Annotated in this window: 17 protein-coding genes; 16 read left to right on the forward strand and 1 reads right to left on the reverse strand. The window is 47.5% G+C overall.

Annotated features, from left to right (window positions below; genetic code table 11):
- The first annotated feature begins 140 nt into the window (after nt 1-140).
- The 4 genes from gcl to FIU99_RS21700 all read left to right on the forward strand — a co-directional run bounded on the left by gcl (nt 141) and on the right by FIU99_RS21700 (nt 4,591).
- Complete coding sequence (gene gcl, locus FIU99_RS21685) at nt 141-1,913, forward strand: glyoxylate carboligase (protein WP_006959841.1); 1,773 nt, start codon at nt 141-143, stop codon at nt 1,911-1,913.
- 59 nt (nt 1,914-1,972) lie between these two features.
- Entirely contained in the window at nt 1,973-2,749 is a 777-nt protein-coding gene (hyi, locus tag FIU99_RS21690; protein WP_006959839.1) for a hydroxypyruvate isomerase, read from the forward strand.
- Between the two features lie 25 nt (nt 2,750-2,774).
- Complete coding sequence (locus tag FIU99_RS21695) at nt 2,775-3,674, forward strand: 2-hydroxy-3-oxopropionate reductase (RefSeq protein ID WP_031342638.1); 900 nt, start codon at nt 2,775-2,777, stop codon at nt 3,672-3,674.
- A gap of 302 nt (nt 3,675-3,976) precedes the next feature.
- On the forward strand, nt 3,977-4,591 hold the full coding sequence (locus tag FIU99_RS21700; RefSeq protein WP_006959837.1) for a TetR/AcrR family transcriptional regulator: 615 nt from the start codon (nt 3,977-3,979) through the stop codon (nt 4,589-4,591).
- 140 nt (nt 4,592-4,731) lie between these two features.
- Here the strand turns inward: FIU99_RS21700 and FIU99_RS21705 are convergent, their stop codons facing one another.
- Entirely contained in the window at nt 4,732-5,769 is a 1,038-nt protein-coding gene (locus FIU99_RS21705) for a hypothetical protein (RefSeq protein ID WP_006959836.1), read from the reverse strand.
- A 961-nt stretch (nt 5,770-6,730) separates the two neighbouring features.
- Here FIU99_RS21705 and FIU99_RS21710 point away from each other — a divergent pair.
- The 12 genes from FIU99_RS21710 (at nt 6,731) to ureE (ending at nt 19,202) form a co-directional block, all read left to right on the forward strand.
- Complete coding sequence (locus FIU99_RS21710) at nt 6,731-8,686, forward strand: alkyl/aryl-sulfatase (protein ID WP_039951919.1); 1,956 nt, start codon at nt 6,731-6,733, stop codon at nt 8,684-8,686.
- A gap of 9 nt (nt 8,687-8,695) precedes the next feature.
- Nucleotides 8,696-9,160 (forward strand): hypothetical protein, encoded by a 465-nt coding sequence (locus FIU99_RS21715; protein WP_039951918.1) that lies wholly within the window; start codon nt 8,696-8,698, stop codon nt 9,158-9,160.
- Between the two features lie 514 nt (nt 9,161-9,674).
- A complete protein-coding gene (urtA, locus tag FIU99_RS21720) occupies nt 9,675-10,961 on the forward strand; it encodes an urea ABC transporter substrate-binding protein (protein ID WP_006961918.1) in 1,287 nt (428 codons plus the stop codon).
- 83 nt (nt 10,962-11,044) lie between these two features.
- Nucleotides 11,045-12,694 (forward strand): urea ABC transporter permease subunit UrtB, encoded by a 1,650-nt coding sequence (gene urtB / locus FIU99_RS21725; RefSeq protein WP_006961917.1) that lies wholly within the window; start codon nt 11,045-11,047, stop codon nt 12,692-12,694.
- A 7-nt stretch (nt 12,695-12,701) separates the two neighbouring features.
- A complete protein-coding gene (urtC, locus tag FIU99_RS21730) occupies nt 12,702-13,874 on the forward strand; it encodes an urea ABC transporter permease subunit UrtC (RefSeq protein ID WP_006961916.1) in 1,173 nt (390 codons plus the stop codon).
- Entirely contained in the window at nt 13,871-14,722 is an 852-nt protein-coding gene (gene urtD / locus FIU99_RS21735) for an urea ABC transporter ATP-binding protein UrtD (protein ID WP_006961915.1), read from the forward strand. Before urtC ends, urtD begins: the two co-directional genes overlap by 4 nt.
- Before the next feature lies 1 nt (nt 14,723).
- Nucleotides 14,724-15,419, forward strand: coding sequence for an urea ABC transporter ATP-binding subunit UrtE (urtE, locus tag FIU99_RS21740; protein WP_006961914.1), 696 nt, complete (start codon nt 14,724-14,726; stop codon nt 15,417-15,419).
- Nucleotides 15,416-16,324, forward strand: a complete 909-nt coding sequence (locus FIU99_RS21745; RefSeq protein ID WP_006961913.1) for an urease accessory protein UreD — start codon at nt 15,416-15,418, stop codon at nt 16,322-16,324. Before urtE ends, FIU99_RS21745 begins: the two co-directional genes overlap by 4 nt.
- 8 nt (nt 16,325-16,332) lie before the next feature.
- On the forward strand, nt 16,333-16,635 hold the full coding sequence (gene ureA, locus FIU99_RS21750) for an urease subunit gamma (RefSeq protein ID WP_006961912.1): 303 nt from the start codon (nt 16,333-16,335) through the stop codon (nt 16,633-16,635).
- A 9-nt stretch (nt 16,636-16,644) separates the two neighbouring features.
- The gene (locus FIU99_RS21755; RefSeq protein WP_006961911.1) at nt 16,645-16,983 is read left to right on the forward strand and encodes an urease subunit beta; all 339 of its coding nucleotides are present in this window, start codon (nt 16,645-16,647) and stop codon (nt 16,981-16,983) included.
- A 41-nt stretch (nt 16,984-17,024) separates the two neighbouring features.
- On the forward strand, nt 17,025-18,728 hold the full coding sequence (gene ureC, locus FIU99_RS21760) for an urease subunit alpha (RefSeq protein WP_006961910.1): 1,704 nt from the start codon (nt 17,025-17,027) through the stop codon (nt 18,726-18,728).
- Nucleotides 18,729-18,749: 21 nt separating this feature from the next.
- On the forward strand, nt 18,750-19,202 hold the full coding sequence (gene ureE, locus FIU99_RS21765) for an urease accessory protein UreE (protein WP_006961909.1): 453 nt from the start codon (nt 18,750-18,752) through the stop codon (nt 19,200-19,202).
- Nucleotides 19,203-19,205: the final 3 nt, after the last annotated feature.

Here is a 19,205-nt window from a genome sequence, read left to right on the forward strand (position 1 = left end):
TTTGTGTTATGGGGTTAGCAACCACTTAGGGTAAATGTTCTATGTTGAAAAAATGTTGCAAATGGGGTTGCTATATTTAGAAATTGATTCATAGTACACAAAGTATCTTTGGATTGTATACAATTGAAATGGAGGTTCGCATGGCAAAGATGAAGGCAATCGAAGCAGCGGTAGAAGTATTGAAAAAGGAAGGCGTAGACATTGCCTTCGGCGTTCCAGGCGCTGCCATCAACCCTATGTACGCGGCAATGAAAAAGCTTGGTGGTATTGATCATGTGTTAGCACGACATGTGGAAGGTGCATCACACATGGCGGAGGGTTACACCCGTACTAATCAAGACAACATTGGTGTCTGTATCGGTACATCTGGCCCAGCAGGGACAGACATGATCACTGGCCTGTATTCAGCGTCGGCGGATTCCATTCCAATCTTATGTATTACGGGTCAGGCGCCAAGAGCCCGTTTGCACAAAGAAGATTTTCAGGCGGTGGATATTGAATCCATTGCGAAACCAGTCACCAAATGGGCGACGACGGTTCTAGAGCCCGCTCAGGTGCCGCGTGCTTTCCAGCAGGCATTCCACCTAATGCGTTCTGGTCGTCCGGGCCCGGTTCTAATCGACCTTCCACTTGATGTTCAGTTAACGGAAATTGAATTCGACATCGACACCTATGAGCCGCTAGAAGCGTATCAACCAAAAGCGACACGTGCGCAGGTTGAGAAAGCGATGGCGATGATGTGTGAGTCACAAAACCCAGTCATCGTATCAGGTGGCGGCGTAATCAACGCTGGTGCGGAAGAGCTACTGCAACAGTTCGCTGAAATCACTGGCGTGCCTGTTATCCCAACCTTGATGGGCTGGGGCTCCATTGCGGATGACCACGAACTGATGGCCGGTATGGTGGGCTTGCAGACTGCGCACCGCTATGGCAACGCGACTATGCTGGAATCGGATTTCGTGTTCGGTATTGGTAACCGCTGGGCGAACCGACACACTGGTTCACTGGATGTCTACACCAAGGGCCGCAAGTTTGTTCACGTCGATATTGAACCAACTCAAATTGGCCGCGTGTTTTGTCCGGATCTTGGAATCGTTTCTGACGCCAAAGCAGCGCTGGAATTGCTGGTTGAAGTGGCTCGTGAGTGGCGTGATGCTGGCAAACTGCCTAATCGTGGCGCTTGGGTGGCGGAATGTCAGCAGCGTAAATCGAGCATGCTGCGTAAGACACACTACACTGACGCGCCAATCAAACCAATGCGTGTTTATGAAGAGATGAACAAAGCCTTTGGCCGCGATACGTGCTATGTCAGCACTATCGGTTTGTCCCAGATTGCGGCGGCGCAGTTCCTTCACGTTTACAAACCACGCCACTGGATCAACTGTGGTCAAGCAGGTCCGCTTGGCTGGACAACACCAGCTGCTCTAGGCGTGCGTGCAGCGGATCCAAACCGCGACATCGTGGCAATTTCGGGAGACTACGACTTCCAGTTCATGATTGAAGAATTAGCGGTAGGCGCTCAGTTCAACCTGCCATACATCCACGTATTGGTGAACAACTCCTATCTAGGTTTGATTCGTCAGGCACAGCGCCAGTTCGATATCGACTACTGTGTTCAGTTGGCGTTTGAAAACCAAAATGCGCCAGAGCTTGATGGCTACGGTGTTGACCACGTGACTGTGGTTGAAGGCTTAGGTTGTAAAGCGATTCGTGTAACTGACCCAGAACAGATGCAGGCCGCGTTTGCACAAGCGAAAGAGCTGATGAACAAACACAAAGTACCTGTTGTGGTGGAAGTGATTCTTGAGCGCGTGACCAACATTTCTATGGGTGTAGAGATTGATGCCATCAACGAGTTTGAATCTCTGGCAGACAGCATCGACGACGCACCAACCGCGCTAGCCAATCAATAATCTGTTTATCGCAAAATACTGAAGCAGCCCGAAAGGGCTGCAAGAAAAAGGACATCACTATGGCAAAGTTTGCTGCAAATTTATCCATGTTATTTACCGAGGTTGATTTCCTTGAGCGCTTTGACGCTGCTGCTCAGGCTGGATTCAGCGGTGTGGAATACCTCTTCCCTTACGCATTTGATGCTGAGCAAATCAAACAGAAGCTGGAGCAAAACAACCTGACACAGGTGCTGTTCAACCTTCCGGCGGGTGATTGGGATGCTGGCGACCGCGGCATTGCGTGTGATCCGTCACGCATCGAAGAGTTTCAGTCAGGCGTTGCGTTAGCCATTCAGTACGCCAAGGTGCTGGGCAATACGCAGGTCAACTGTCTGGCGGGGATTACGCCTGCTGGTGTCAGCCAACAGGATGCGCATGCAGCCTTTGTCATTAACCTCAGATACGCCGCTCAAGCATTGCAGGAAGCAGGGCTTCGACTGGTTATTGAAGCGATTAACACTCGTGATATTCCGGGCTTTTTCCTCAATACTACTGAGCAGGCCAAAGCAGTGATTAAAGAAGTGGGCAGTGACAATCTGTTCATTCAGTACGACATCTACCACATGCAGATCATGGAAGGGGATTTAGCGCCAACCATGAGTGCCAACATCGGCCAGATCGCCCACGTGCAGCTGGCAGACAACCCAGGCCGTCATGAACCGGGAACTGGTGAGATTAACTACCCATTTGTCCTCAAACATCTGGATGAATTGGGTTACCAAGGTTGGGTGGGCTGTGAATACAAGCCAAAAACCACCACAACTGAAGGCTTAGATTGGCTAAACCTATACCGCTAAGTGCGGTTAACGTTACGGAGAACATATTATGAAAATTGCATTTATCGGTACAGGTATCATGGGTAAGCCAATGGCGATCAACCTGCAAAAAGCGGGTCACGACATTGTGTTGACTGATCACTTCAACCCGCCACCGGTTGAACTTGTTGAAGCTGGTGCGCTGGTTTGTCATTCACCAGCAGAAGCGACTCGTCTGGCGGACGCGATCATCCTGATGGTGCCAAACACGCCGCAGGTGGAAGACGTACTGTTCGGTGAGAACGGTGTTGAAGCTGGCCTAAACGAAAGTGGCGCAGCAGGCAAACTGGTTATCGACATGAGCTCGATTTCACCAATCGCAACCAAGGCGATTGCGGCACGTGTCAACGAAAGTGGCGCGCAATATCTTGATGCACCAGTATCAGGTGGTGAAGTGGGTGCTATTAATGCCTCACTGAGCATCATGGTTGGTGGTGAGCAATCAGCGTTTGATAAAGCGCGTCCACTGTTTGAGGTAATGGGTAAAAACATCACGCTAGTCGGTGAAAATGGTGCAGGTCAGACGTGTAAAGTCGCTAACCAAATCATTGTTGCTCTGAACATCGAAGCTGTATCTGAAGCTTTAGTGTTTGCGTCAAAAGCGGGCGCCGATCCAGCGCGTGTACGTCAGGCATTGCTTGGCGGATTTGCCAACTCGAAGATTCTTGAAGTGCACGGCGAGCGCATGGTGGAAGGCACATTCGACCCAGGCTTTAAGATTACATTGCACCAGAAAGATCTAGACCTTGCGCTGTCTGGTGCAAAAGAGCTGGATGTAGCACTGCCAAATACGGCAAATGCTCAGGAGCTGTTTGAAGATTGTGCAGCAATGGGCGGCCAGAACTGGGACCACTCTGCGCTGATTAAAGCGATTGAGAAACGCTCAGGCCACTCAATCAGGGACTAATTCCTGTCGGGACGATGTGGATTCCTCTCCCGCATCGTTCCATGGGGTAGCGGTCCTGCTGATTCTCTCATGGCTTGAATCCGTAGTCGCTGCTCCTAAATGATTCATTACTAAATCGCGTAGTTTTTCGTCTCCTTTTATACGCGTTCCCGTCGTAAGACAGCAGGTTGGAGTTACACCTTCCTCGGGCTCCATATTGCAGGCTCCTGGTGTGCTTACTTCGGGATTTTTTATCCCCACCACTTTGTCTCTCTTAACATATTGTTTAGTATGTCGTTACACCAGATGTATAGGGAATAACAATGTCTCGTATCAGGCAGAAAAATCAGGGATTGATTATCGATGTCGCGAGTGAACAGTTTGCCACCCATGGCTACGCAGCGACAAAGATGGCGGATATTGCAAAAGCCGCAGATATCCCTAAACCTAATGTGTTCTACTACTTCAGCAGTAAAGACAAGCTCTACTATGCTGTGCTCCAGACTGTGACTCAGCCGTTACTGGAAGCCTCTAGCCCGATTGAAGAACTCGACGACCCAGTCGAAGCCTTAACTCAATACATTGAAGCTAAGCTGCGTATTTCACGCGACCACCCACACGCGTCTAAAGTGTTCGCTAATGAAGTGATGTCTGGTGCTAAGGTGCTGCCAGAAGATATCGGGCAGGAGCTGTTTAAGCAGTCACAGATGATTTTGGATAAGTTCGCGACCTGGAGTGAAGAAGGGCTGATGGATAAAGTCCCTGCACACCACCTGATGTTCACCATCTGGGCAGCGACGCAGACTTACGCAGATTTCAGCTGGCAGATCTGTAACGTTATGCAGAAAGACACGCTGGATAATGGCGATTACCAACAAGCCGCTGAATTTATCACCCAGCTAGTGATTAAAGGCTGTGGAGTGAAGGGTAAAGCGTAAGTAATCACTCACTTATGCGAATTAGCGACTGAAGTTAGTTGGTTTTATCTGATCAAAAAAAGGGCGTAACCAATTAATGGTTACGCCCTTATTGTTACCTTGGAGATTAACACCAATTTAGCACTGAAAAATCACAATTATCACAAGAAATATTCTAACGGCGCGATCTCTTGGAAAACCATATTGTACAAGCGACCATTTCTTTTGGGTTTCATACGCAATGCTTTTATGGCTGGCAGCGCATTGAGTTCATCAGGAGTTAGTTCACGCATTTCATGCCTATACTCTGGTTTTACATTAAGCCCAAAGTACGTCTCATAAACATGCAATAGTATGCCATAACCTTCTCTATCTTCTGCTTGCATACTCCATGCTTCTTCTAAAACCTCTACTAGTTCTATAGATGCAGGGCTTTGCTTCCACTTTCTAGCATGTTCATATTTTTTTATCACTTTGTGAGTGTGAAGAATGAGAGGAGGGATTTTTAGCCGTCCGGCGAGATAAAAATTCCCGCTGGTGTTAAGAATGTGCTCCAAATATTTAGGAGTGACGCCTCTAGGATCTGAGCCGAAACAAGTTTTACCATACAAGGCCACGGATGCACTCTCATATGCCGCTACAGCGAGCTGTGAACAAAACATGTTAGGGATAACATTGCTGCTTCCATATACGAAGCTGATAATGTCTTCGATAAATTGATTGGTAGTCGACTTAAAGGCTCTTTCTTTAAACAAAGATTTTTTAGCGCCTTCCATATCATAATTACCGTCAAGCATAGTTAGATTGCTGGGTCTTGTACCCACATCCATTCTGCACAATGCCTTAGTGACCGTCACAGCACCCGCGGCTAAGTCTTTGTTTTTACATTTAAATACAATCGCGGCATTGTTTGGTATGTCATCAGTGTCGTGAATTTCTCCAGCAGCTTCTGCTAACAAGTCTTTTGACAAACCAATGGCGGCATGTTCAGAAGTAGATGAGCCTCTAAGCTTTATCCCAAACTTTTCATCAGCTGACTTCTTATGTAGGAGCTTTTGCCCCCATGTAATTCCGAGTTCGATTTGACCAAATGCCCAGCCAGGAAATACCTTGAATATCAGTATATCTCCAGGTTCTACTTCAACTTCATCCAGCTTGTTGTATTGTTTTAGACTTGCAATAGCATCATTTTTATACATTGGTTTATCTCCCCACTCGGTGTACTTTTTCTGTGCCTATACCATCCTAAAAGTGCTGTGTTTCCTCGTTCGTTCATGAACATCTTAGATATGCATCCTATGATGCGAAGTGCTACTTAAGTGGGCGTATGAACTCTCAATACGCTATAACAAGAAGGTATCGAATGCGGTAATCTGACCCACCTAATTAACATTTTTATAACTTCTAGATGAACGTAGCGCAATAGTGCTAGCAAGATAAGTATTTTCTTGAAGAAATTTGAATTCTAGGAACGTACAAAATCTGTTCATCGAAGAAGAACAGCTTAATTTAAAACCGCAGTGAGTATTGTATGGCTTTGTAAGGCTATGTAAGGGCTCTCATAAAGTGACAGCAAATTAACCGAATGCTGAAAGGTATAAAATTTATATTTTGATAGTACACATGAGTATTTAAGCAATCGCTTCCCATATGATTTAAGGCATGTACCCCGTTTACTTTAAAAATATTAGACTTGCAATAAGAACTATGTAGCTCCACATGCCTAATACGTTGATCCACATAAATATTTTAAACTTCTTTGAGTCGGTCGTAACTCGATGACGAATAAAGGCGGATTCCAAAGGATTAACCCTCATTATATCGACTCATTTCTGGACATTTCTGTGTTACCTATTTGACTAAATTGGTGCATAGCGGATTAGCTGAGGTATTGCTAAGTATTTACTCTAGTGCATATAGCTTATTCATCCTCTATACGTTTTTAAGCAAGACATGAGGTTTGGGGCCTATTTCTTAGAAAGCGTGAATTCCAGATATATACCAAATTGAATATCATGTGGCATAACCATGTCTTCTAATGTATGGTCACTATGTTAAATGCATTTTGATGCATATTAAAAACTAATCCTATTAGCAATAAATATTTACCTACTAATAGGCTGATTTAATATAACCATGCATATAGTGAAGGAACACTCTATGAGAAATATAACGAACTCGTTGCTAGTGTTGGTCATGTCTACAGGAGTTGTCGCAGCAGAGTCGAAACCTGCAACTCAAGCCACTATTGATACTAATCAAGCACTCTATAAAACCCTGCCATTTAAAGACACCAAAGATTTTGAACGTGCTCAAAAGGGCTTCATCGCCAAGCAAGATGTTGTCACCATTACTAATGAAAATGGGGACGTTGTCTGGGATTTAGAAGAGTATAAAAAGTTCATTACACTAGATGCCAAAGCCCCGGATAGTGTTAACCCTAGTTTATGGCGTAATGCTCAGCTAAACGTTATAAACGGCCTATTTAAAGTTACTGACGGTATCTACCAAGTTCGCGGCTATGACTTGACCAATATTACCTTTGTTGAAGGTGAAAATGGTTGGATTGTTTTTGATCCGTTGATTTCTCAAGAAACCGCTAAAGCGGCGTTAGCATTTATCAACGCAGAACTTGGTGAGCGCCCTGTTACTGCGGTGATCTATAGCCACAGCCACATAGATCACTTTGGCGGTGTTCGAGGTATTGTTGATGAAGCCGATGTAGAAGCTGGCAAAGTACAGATTATCGCGTCACACGGATTTACGGAGCATGCAGTTTCTGAAAACGTCATCGCTGGCAATGCAATGGGTCGACGCGCAATTTATATGTATGGCGCGCTGTTGCCACGTAATCCTGAAGGTGGTGTCAACGGGGGCTTAGGTCAAACAACCTCAACCGGCCTTGCGACGCTAATTCGCCCAACTCTGATTATCGAAAAAACAGGTGAAGAGCACGTTGTTGATGGTATTAAAATGGTGTTCCAATACACACCAGGGTCTGAAGCACCAACAGAGATAAATACTTGGATCCCTGAGAAAAAAGCACTGTGGATGGCTGAAAATAGTACCAATACCATGCACAATATATTGACCCTCCGTGGTGCACAAGTTCGCGATGCTTTGAAATGGTCACATTACTTAAATGAAACCATCGAAATGTGGGGCGACGAAGTCGAAGTTAAATTCCAAAGTCACCACTGGCCTATGTGGGGACAAGAAGAAATTGTCGAGTACTTCAAGCTTCAACGCGATATGTACAAATATACTCACGACCAAACCGTTCGCTTAATGAATCAAGGTTACATTGGTTCTGAAATCTCTGAAATAATTCAATTCCCAAATGAAATTGAGAATAATTGGAGTACTCGTGGTTACTACGGAACTCTGCGCCACAACAGTCGCGCCGTCTATCAACGCTACATGGGTTGGTACAGCGGTAATCCATCAGACCTCAATAACCTTCCACCGACGAATGCTGCGGTAAAATATGTTGAATATATGGGTGGGGAAAGAACCGTCATCGACAAAGCGAGACAAGATTTCGATAACGGAAAATATCGATGGGTAGCGGAAGTGTTAAAACACGTTGTATTTGCAAACCCTCAAAGTAAAAACGGTAAAGCATTACTGGCTGATACTTATGAGCAACTTGGCTATCAAGCTGAGTCTGGCCCTTGGCGTTCCGTCTACTTACAAGGTGCATATGAATTAAGAAACGGTACTCCATCTGCAGGTGGAACCAATACAGCCTCTCCTGACATCATCAAAAATATGCCACCGGAGATGTTATTCGACTATCTTGCGGTTCGATTGCTTCCAGAAAAAGCGGCAGGCAAGGACTACACCATTAACATCAATTTCACCGATCTTGGTGAAAAATATACCTTGTATATCGAAAACTCAGTGCTTAACCACACAACGAAATTCAATGATGATCCAGATGTTTCGCTCACTTTAACCAAAGCAACGCTTGATGACGTACAACTTGGTGTAACCACTCTTGAGAAGGCTATTTCCAATGGGGATATTAAGCTCAACGGTGATAAGAAAGTGTTCAAAGATTTTGTTGGTATGCTTGATACCTTCAATTTCTGGTTCAATATTGTGACACCCTAGGAAGGTAATATGAAGGCATTATACCCAATGGTATTGTTGAGCCTTACATTAGGAGCAAGCATGGCGACTCATGCTTGCTCCTATGATGGGCAGTTCAATAACCCCTTTACCGAAAGCTTTCCAGGTTCACTCGATATTGCAATGGCAACACAAGATGCGTTAGCGAAAAACTATCTTGAAAGCGTTGAAACTCTTGAAGGTAAGCAAGGATTACGACGCGCGAGTTGGTGGCTAAAACTAATTGCAAAGAAGCAGCAAGTTGAACTTCGGTCTGTGTCATATATTTATCTTATCGACAGCCATTTATGGACTAAGGTATCCCCCGATCAAAATATTGAGATTCATGTCTCACCCGTTTCAGCCAAGCCATCATCCGTCATGCTTATGAGTGAAGCTGCATTACAAGCTTTAGTCCAAGGCAAAGTAAACATTGGTAAAGCTGTAGAACTTGGAATTGTTCATTTTACCAGTTAGCACGTTGTTTTACGCTCCTGCAAAAAACGATTCCGATATGTTCCATACAAGAAAGAGGTGACTGATGTTATCGGTCTCGATATTACATTGAGTACTTAAGCTTATTTACGTCGGCTGCGTATGTAGGGGGGGTAATCAACTTAATGTGTTTTTCATAACAGAATGTAATTCAAACACTAAGGTGACTGCTGCACAATAAAGCTTTAACGTAAAACACAATGGGGCAGAAGCTTGTTATAGATTCAGCCCTCCCACATAGTTCTTCTCAATCCCCCCCCCACACACTTTTCGAGCCATATCGCCATAATGGTGAAAATAGTTATGTGATTGCACTACTATGCAGCAAATATCATTCTACTCTCCGCCCTAACTTGGTGGGTTTGAATTTTAATTACTTAAAAATCAATAAATTAATTGTTATTTAGTGTGGGTTTTAAGCTTGGCACTGTTCTTGGATTTCTCTTCTCAGATACCGAAAGGTTGAATAACCATTCATTATAAGGAGATATCCAACATGAACATGATGTTCAAACTTAAGCTTGCTGCATTAGGCACTTCACTGGCAATTGCGGCGGGGGCTGCTCAGGCGGAAGAGACGATTAAAGTCGGCGTTCTGCACTCCCTTTCTGGCACCATGGCAATCAGCGAAACCACTTTGAAAGACACTGTTTTGATGCTGGTTGAGGAGCAAAACAAAAAGGGCGGTCTGCTAGGCAAGAAGCTTGAAGCTGTGGTGGTCGATCCGGCTTCCAACTGGCCTTTGTTTGCTGAAAAAGCACGTGAGCTGATCGAAAAAGAGAAAGTGGACGTTGTGTTTGGGGGCTGGACCTCGGTATCGCGCAAATCCATGCTGCCGGTTTTTGAAGAACTCAACAGCATTCTTTTCTACCCTGTTCAGTATGAAGGCGAAGAGTCTTCGAAAAACGTTTTCTATACTGGCGCTGCGCCAAACCAACAAGCGATTCCAGCAGTGGATTATCTGATGGAAGAGCTGGAAGTTGAGCGCTGGGTGCTGGCGGGTACCGATTACGTTTACCCTCGCACTACCAACAAGATTTTGGAATCCTACCTTAAGAGTAAAGGTGTCAGTGAACAGGACATCATGATCAACTACACGCCATTTGGTCATTCTGATTGGCAGTCGATTGTCTCGGATATTAAGAAGTTCGGTGCTGAAGGTAAGAAAACCGCCGTTGTTTCAACCATCAATGGCGACGCTAACGTACCTTTCTACAAAGAGTTAGGGGCGCAAGGGGTCTCATCTGAAGATATCCCTGTGGTGGCTTTCTCTGTGGGTGAAGAAGAGCTGTCTGGTATGGATACAGCGCCACTGGTTGGTCACTTGGCGGCGTGGAACTACTTCATGAGTGTCGATACTGATAACAACGCTGAGTTTGTTGAAGCTTGGCAGAAGTTTATCGCCAGCGAAAAACGTGTGACCAACGACCCTATGGAAGCGCACTACATTGGCTTTAATATGTGGGCGCAAGCGGTGACGAACGCTGGCACCACGGACTCAGAAGCTGTGCAGGATGCCTTAATTGGGGTGTCTGTGCCTAACTTATCTGGCGGCTACTCAACCATGCTACCAAACCATCACATCACCAAACCCGTCCTGATTGGTGAAATTCAGGATGACGGTCAGTTCGACGTGGTGTGGGAAACTACAGGGCTGGTTGCAGGGGATGCATGGTCACAATACTTACCGGAATCCGCCAAGCTTTATTCCAGCTGGTCTAAGCCGTTTTCTTGCGGCGCATTTAATGTTGAAACCAATAAATGTGCAGGTAGCACAAATTAGATGTCTCCCTTCGGCGCCAAGGAGGGCAACCTCTACGGCGCTGCTTTTTCTTTTCTGCCATATGTCTTGTAAGGATACAATTCATGACAAGCTTAGTTCGGGTGCTTAAAAAGCTGGTGGTCTGTTTAGCCTTGGTGTGGCTACCCTTTATATCTCAGACTGCTTTCGCGTATAACGGGCCAGCAATAAACCCATCGGAATTTTCAAAGATTCTGACTGGTAAAAGCACCGCCAAAAAACAGCAGGCCATCTATTGGCTGGTGCGCACTCAGCCTGCCGATATCGCTCACCCTATTCTTTCTGCCTGGCTCAATGGTCAGCTCTACCATCTTAAGGCGCCGGGTGAACCCCGCGAGCAGGCACTGTATATCACATCGTCTCCGGCTGCTGGCTCTGAGGCAATGAATGTCTGGAGTAATGAAACTTATGTGATTGAAAATAAACGTCAGTTTAAAAAAGTGAGAGTGAACAATAAATTGCGCGGAATATTGCGCCTTGAAATAGCTTCGCTCGACTTGAACCACCCAGAGCCCTCGGTACGCGTTAGTGCCGTGAATGCCTTAATGGCGAAGATGAGTCAGGACACGGTCGCACTGCTTAAGCTGCAACTTAAGGCTGAAAGCGATGAATCAGTGATTGCAGCTTTGCATCTGGCGTTGGCGGTGGATAGCGCTTTGAATGCGGATACCAAGGCACGCATCGCAGCGATTGAGATTCTGGCGGATTACCAGCAACCCATAGTGCTAAAAACGCTTAACAAGGTGTTAAGCCGTGAACAGGATCAGGCTGTGATTGCTGCTGCGCAAAGAGCACTAGACGACTATCAGCAAAGTCAGCGCTTTTACTCAGGCGTAGAAACCTTGTTTTTCGGTTTGAGTCTTGGCTCTGTGCTGGTTTTAGCTGGGATTGGTCTGGCGATCACTTTCGGTGTGATGGGGGTGATCAACATGGCTCATGGTGAGCTGATCATGCTTGGCGCATACACCACTTACGTTATGCAGCAGTTATTGCCTCAACAAACTGGGCTAGCGCTGATTCTATCTATTCCAATGGCGTTTCTGGTCTCGGGGTTAGTCGGTATTGTCATTGAACGTTCGGTGATACGTCACCTCTATGGCCGACCGCTTGAAACCTTGTTAGCTACTTTTGGTATCAGTTTGATTCTGCAGCAAGCGGTTCGCTCGGTGTTTTCTCCACTTAACCGCTCTGTTAGTACGCCAGAATGGATGTCTGGTGCGCTGGAAATCAACCCAATGCTGTCTCTGACATTTAATCGCCTCTACATCATTCTATTCTGCGCCATGGTGTTTATTGGCTTGGTCATGGTGTTGAAGAAGACGCCACTAGGTTTACAAGTGCGTGCAGTATCGCAGAACCGTTCGATGGCGAGAGCAATGGGCATTCGCTCGGAGCGCGTTGACGCCATGACCTTTGGTTTAGGCTCTGGTGTGGCAGGCATCGCAGGTGTCGCACTTTCACAGTTGACCAACGTCGGTCCGAATATGGGGCAAGCATACATCATCGACTCATTTATGGTGGTGGTGTTTGGCGGTGTCGGTAACTTATGGGGCACGCTGGTTGCTGGCTTAAGCCTTGGCCTGTTCAACAAACTCTTAGAACCATGGGCGGGTGCGGTACTGGCGAAAATTCTGGTGCTGGTGTTCATCATCTTATTCATTCAAAAGCGCCCTCGCGGATTATTCCCGCAGCGCGGTCGAGCAGCAGAGGGGTAACCAGACTATGAATCAAGTACTTAAAAATGGTCTGTCACGATCATTTCTTCTCTCTTCTCTGGCTGGAGACAAAGGCGGGCAACTGACGCTGCTGGCGATTCTGGCTGCGGTAGTGTTGATACCACTGGCGAATGTTCTGCTTCCAGCAGGGCACCCTCTGCATGTGGAAACCTTTGCCATTTCACTGCTAGGTAAGTATCTCAGCTACGCCATGTTGGCATTGGCGGTAGATTTAGTGTGGGGCTATCTCGGGATCCTCAGCTTAGGCCACGGCGCTTTCTTTGCGCTGGGTGGCTATGCGATGGGTATGTATCTGATGCGTCAGATTGGCGATCGCGGCGTGTACGCCAATCCTGAACTACCGGATTTCATGGTGTTCCTTAACTGGCAGGAGTTGCCATGGTTCTGGTATGGCTTTGATCAATTCTGGTTTGCCAGCCTGATGGTGGTGTTGGTTCCGGGCGTGCTGGCTTATGTGTTTGGTTATCTGGCGTTTCGTTCACGGGTGTCTGGTGTGTATTTGTCGATCATCACTCAGGCACTGACTTACGCTCTGATGCTGGCTTTCTTCCGCAATGAAATGGGCTTTGGCGGCAACAATGGCCTAACGGACTTTAAAGATATCCTTGGCTTTAGTTTGCAACAGGACTCAACCCGCATCGCGTTGTTTATTGCAACAGGTATAGCGCTGATTTTCAGCTACCTGCTGTGCCGTTCGATTGTCGCCAGTCGCCTCGGCCGTGTTGCACTGGCGATCCGTGATACAGAGTCTCGCACCCGATTTATGGGCTACGACGTTGATGGCATCAAGCTGTGGGTGTTTGTCCTTTCAGCTGTGATTGCTGGTATTGCTGGGGCTTTATACGTTCCTCAGGTCGGTATTATTAACCCCGGTGAGTTTGCGCCACTCAACTCTATCGAAGTCGTGGTGTGGGTAGCGCTGGGAGGCCGAGCGACATTGTTTGGTGCGATTGTTGGGGCGCTGCTGATCAACTACGCCAAAAGCTGGTTTACGGTTGAATTTCCCGAAGTCTGGTTATTCGCGCTGGGCGGTTTGTTTGTGCTTTCAACCATGTATTTCCCGAAAGGCTTGATGGGTTTTATCAGCGATAAATCCGCTTTCTTTACATGGTCCAACAAAAAGGCCAGTCAGCAGACTGACAAGGAGGCGCTGGTATGAATGCGTATACTCAACCGGGGCAGATCAGTGAATCAATGCGTACTCTGACTCGCCGCGATCAAGTTTTTCCTTTTCTAAAGCCCGACAATCACCCCTTGATTGATACTCGCCACAACATCTTGCTCTACGTCGAAGGCGTCAATAAAAGCTTTGATGGTTTTCAGGCAATCAATGATCTGAATTTGTACATTCGTGAAGGTGAATTACGCTGCATTATCGGCCCAAACGGGGCAGGCAAGACCACCATGATGGACATTATCACTGGTAAAACCAAACCCGACTCAGGCTCTGTCTGGCTGGGAGCGAACATCAATTTGTTAAAGATGAACGAAGCACAAATTGCCAACGCTGGGATTGGTCGTAAATTCCAAAAGCCGACCGTCATAGAGTGCCTCAACGTCTGGCAAAATCTTGAGCTGGCGATGTCCGGTGTGCGCTCAGTCTGGGGGACCTACACCGCCAACCTGACTGGTGAGCAAAGGGATCAGATCGAGTCGGTACTGAGCCTTATCCACCTTCAAGACTGTGCGAAATCGCTGGCTGGAAACCTTTCTCATGGGCAAAAGCAGTGGCTGGAAATCGGTATGCTGCTTATGCAAAACCCTAAGTTGCTGCTGATTGATGAACCTGTCGCTGGTATGACGCATCAAGAAATGGATCGCACATCTGAACTGCTTAACTCTCTGGCAGGTAAGCATTCCGTCGTTGTGGTCGAGCACGATATGGACTTTGTCCGTTCCATCGCCAGCCATGTCACTGTGCTCCACCAGGGACATGTGCTGGCTGAAGGAACCATGGATGAAGTACAGGCACATCAACAAGTGAAACAGGTTTATTTAGGGGAATAGAATGCTGACGATATCTGGACTGAATCAGTTCTATGGCGAGAGTCACACGCTATGGGATCTGAATATGACCATCCCTGAGGGAAAATGCACCGTGTTGATGGGCCGAAATGGGGTCGGAAAAACAACACTATTGCAGTGCATCATGGGCTTGGTGGCGAGCAAGAGTGGCGATATCACTCTGGAAGGTAATTCATTACTCAATGTGGATGCGGAAATGCGTTCAAGACTTGGAATCGGCTATGTCCCTCAGGGCAGGCAAATATTCCCTATGCTGACGGTTGAGGAGAATCTTCAGGTTGGTTTACCTATCAGAGATAAGGGCGACAGGCAGATTCCTGAGTTTATTTATGAGTTGTTTCCGGTTCTTAAGGAGATGCGTCATCGACGAGGTGGTGACTTATCAGGAGGCCAGCAACAGCAGCTTGCGATTGGTCGTGCTTTGGTAATCAACCCGCGACTTTTGATCCTCGATGAGCCGACGGAAGGGATACAGCCCAATATTGTGCAGGAAATTGGTGACATTATACGCATGCTTAACGAAAAGCTCGGCCTGACGGTGTTGCTGGTTGAGCAGAAGCTGCCTTTTGCACGCAAAGTGGGTGACCAATTCTGCATTCTCGACCGAGGACGGAATGTTGCTCAGGGTGAAATGGGCCAACTGAATGACACACTGATAAAGGAGTATCTGACAGTATGATGTGTGATCCTGCGGTGGCGTTCGCCATCGAAAACAACAATCAGCGACTGGATAAGCTGATTCAATCTGATACTGAATCTGGCTGGAAAGCGAAACTCAAACTGCTGTTTACGGATCGTGGTGACAAAACCGTGATTCGCGAACGCCAGCAACAAGGGCCTTTGGCGATTCAGCGTCCGCTTTACCCTGAAGGTAAGGCTTGCCACACCTATCTATTGCATCCTCCCGGTGGCGTCGTGGGTGGTGACACGTTACGCATTGACACACAAGTTGCGCAAGGGGCACACGCTTTAGTGACAACGCCGGGGGCAACGAAGTTTTACCGCTCCGAACAGCGCTACGCGCACCAGCAACAAGTCCTGACTGTCGAAAGTGGTGGATTACTCGAATGGCTGCCACAGGAGAACATTTTTTTCCCCGATGCGCACGCGCGTTTAGACACTCAGATTCACTTAGAAAAGGATGCACAATTTGTGGGCTGGGAGATGCACTGTTTTGGACGTCCTGCACTAAATGAGGGATTTTCCTCAGGGCATTTGGTCGGAAAAACAGAGATTTATCGCCAAGGCAAAAAAATTCTGACCGAGGGGTTAAATATTCGAGGTGGTGATAAGTATATGAAACAAAAAGGCCTTCTCGGATTTCCTATGTCGGGAACGCTTTACATTTCCTCACAGGATGACGATTTTTTCCATTTGGTACAGAGCTTGCTCTCTAACATACAAAGCCAAGTGGGCACAGACAAAGTCATCATCGCTGCGACACAGTTAGAAGAGCTGGTGGTGATTCGAGCATTGGGTCACTGGAGTGAAGTGATCCTCAACATTTTTCAGCTCGTGTGGCAGCAGGCACGTCAGCAATGGACAGGCACTCTCCCACATCCACCGAGGATTTGGGCGACATAAGGACAAACATGGAATTATCACCTCGAGAAAAAGATAAGTTACTGATATTTTGCGCTGGCATGCTGGCGCAAAGTCGCAAAGAAAAAGGTCTCAAACTTAATTACCCCGAATCTGTTGCCTACATCAGCAGTGCCATTCTCGAAGGTGCTCGTGAAGGCAAAAGCGTGTCTGAACTGATGGATTTTGGTCGCACCCTACTTACGGTAGAAGACGTAATGGAAGGAGTGGCCTCAATGATTCCGGATGTGCAGGTAGAAGCGACATTCCCTGACGGAACTAAGCTGGTCACGGTCCACGAGCCGATTGTCTAAGGGGGATATATGGCAGGAACAACCACTCATTTATCCGGCTTTGTGCCCGGTCAGATTGAAACCGCAGCTGGCGAAATTGAGCTCAATGTCGGACGTAAAACCATTCAGGTGAGCGTTGAGAACATTGGCGACCGTCCGGTGCAGATCGGCTCCCACTATCATTTCTATGAAGTCAATGATGCCTTGGTGTTCGATCGAACGCCTTGTCGTGGCTATCGACTCAATATCCCAGCAGGCACTGCGACGCGTTTTGAACCTGGGCAATCTCGCAGCGTCGAACTCGTCGAATACGCAGGCAGCCAGCACGTATACGGCTTTCAGGGCAAAGTTATGGGCAAATTGGATTAGTGATCGCCTGAACAACGAAAAAGCAAACACAAGGATAGGTAATGGCAAGCATTTCCCGACAGGCGTATGCCGAAATGTTTGGGCCAACAGTGGGCGACCGCATGCGTCTCGCGGACACTGAGTTATGGCTTGAAGTAGAAAAGGATTTCACCGTATACGGCGATGAGGTCAAATTCGGTGGTGGTAAAGTGATTCGCGATGGCATGGGCCAGAGTCAGAGACCCAGCGCTGAAACACCCGATTTAGTGATCACCAATGCTGTCATTCTTGATTATTGGGGGATTGTGAAAGCGGATGTCGCGATTAAAAACGGTCGAATTCAAGCGATAGGCAAAGCGGGCAACCCAGATGTTCAGCCAGAAGTGACCATTGTGATTGGTCCCGGGACGGAAGTGCTGGCAGGAGAGGGCTCGATTTTGACCGCAGGCGGTATCGACTCTCACATCCATTTCATCTGCCCGCAACAGATAGAAGAAGCGCTCGCGTCTGGTGTGACAACCATGATCGGTGGCGGCACTGGCCCCAATACCGGAACCAATGCGACGACCTGTACTCCGGGGCCGTGGAACATGCATCGTATGCTTGAGTCTCTTGACGAGTTTCCGATGAACTTTGGCTTGCTCGGCAAAGGGAATGCCAGCCAACCAGAAGCCCTGCGAGAACAAGTCGCGGCAGGTGCAGTGGGGCTTAAACTGCATGAAGATTGGGGTACAACACCCGCATCAATTGATACTTGTCTGACGGTCGCCGATGAAATGGACGTGCAGGTTGCGATTCATACCGATACGCTTAACGAGTCTGGTTTTGTGGAGTCGACGCTGGGTGCGATTGGTGATCGTGTTATCCATACCTATCACACCGAAGGTGCCGGTGGTGGCCATGCACCTGACATTATCCGCGCTGCGGGTGAGTCGAATGTCTTGCCATCATCAACCAACCCGACACGCCCTTACACGGTTAATACCGTGGATGAACACCTCGATATGCTGATGGTGTGTCATCACCTATCTCCTTCGATTGCCGAAGATGTCGCGTTTGCGGAATCTCGCATTCGCCGCGAGACCATCGCCGCTGAAGACATACTTCATGATCTTGGTGCTTTCTCTATGATTGCGTCGGACTCACAAGCAATGGGCCGAGTTGGTGAAGTGATCACCCGTACATGGCAAACGGCGCACAAGATGAAAGTCCAGCGTGGCAGTCTGGCTGAGGACTCGTCTTACAGTGATAATTTCCGTCTTCGCCGCTATATCGCTAAATACACAATAAATCCGGCGATTACTCACGGTATGGCCCATGAAATTGGTTCGATCGAAGTGGGTAAGCTAGCGGATTTAGTTTTGTGGAAGCCCGCTTTCTTTGGTGTCAAACCTAGCGTGATTCTCAAAGGTGGCATGATTGCCATGGCGCCAATGGGGGACCCGAATGCGTCGATCCCAACCCCTCAACCGGTTCACTATCGCAGTATGTTTGGCAGTTACGGCAAAGCGAGCCAGAACACATCCATGCTGTTTGTTTCTCAGGAGGCACAGCGTGACGGTGTTGCTCAGCAGCTTGGGCTTGGCAGTCAGATTGGTGTCGTCAGCCATTGCCGCGATATCAGCAAAGCCGACATGAAGCTCAATGACTGGCAGCCAAAGATCGAAGTCGATTCCCAAACTTATCAGGTTCGTGCTGATGGTGAGCTGTTGGTTTGTGAGCCTGCCGACGTGCTACCTATGGCACAACGATATTTTTTGTTTTAACACCATCAATGAGGGAGCGAGATGATTGAGCTAACCGAAATCAATACTGAAATCACAATACAACCCAACGCATTTCTCAGCCTGCCGATTGACAGTCGAATTAAAAGCCGTCTTAAGGTCGAGCTGGATGATGGTCGGGAAGCGGGGCTGTTTCTGCCTCGCGGGCATATTTTACGTGGTGGTGAGCAGCTAAAAAGTCAGTGCGGCATGGTGGTTGAAGTCAAAGCCGCGCCTGAGAAGGTATCGACGGTGTACTGCAGTGATCTGCACCTGCTGACTCGTGTCGCTTATCACCTTGGTAATCGCCATGTACCACTGCAAGTCGAGTTTGGCTGGGTGCGCTATCAACATGATCATGTTCTGGATGAGATGGTGGAAGGGCTTGGCGCAAATGTCACGACGGAAGAAGCTCCGTTTGAGCCAGAAAGTGGTGCTTATGGTGGCCGTTCTGGTGGGCACCATCACCACCATTAACTG

The organism is Vibrio sp. THAF64 (genome assembly GCF_009363455.1).
Lineage (GTDB): Bacteria > Pseudomonadota > Gammaproteobacteria > Enterobacterales > Vibrionaceae > Vibrio > Vibrio coralliilyticus.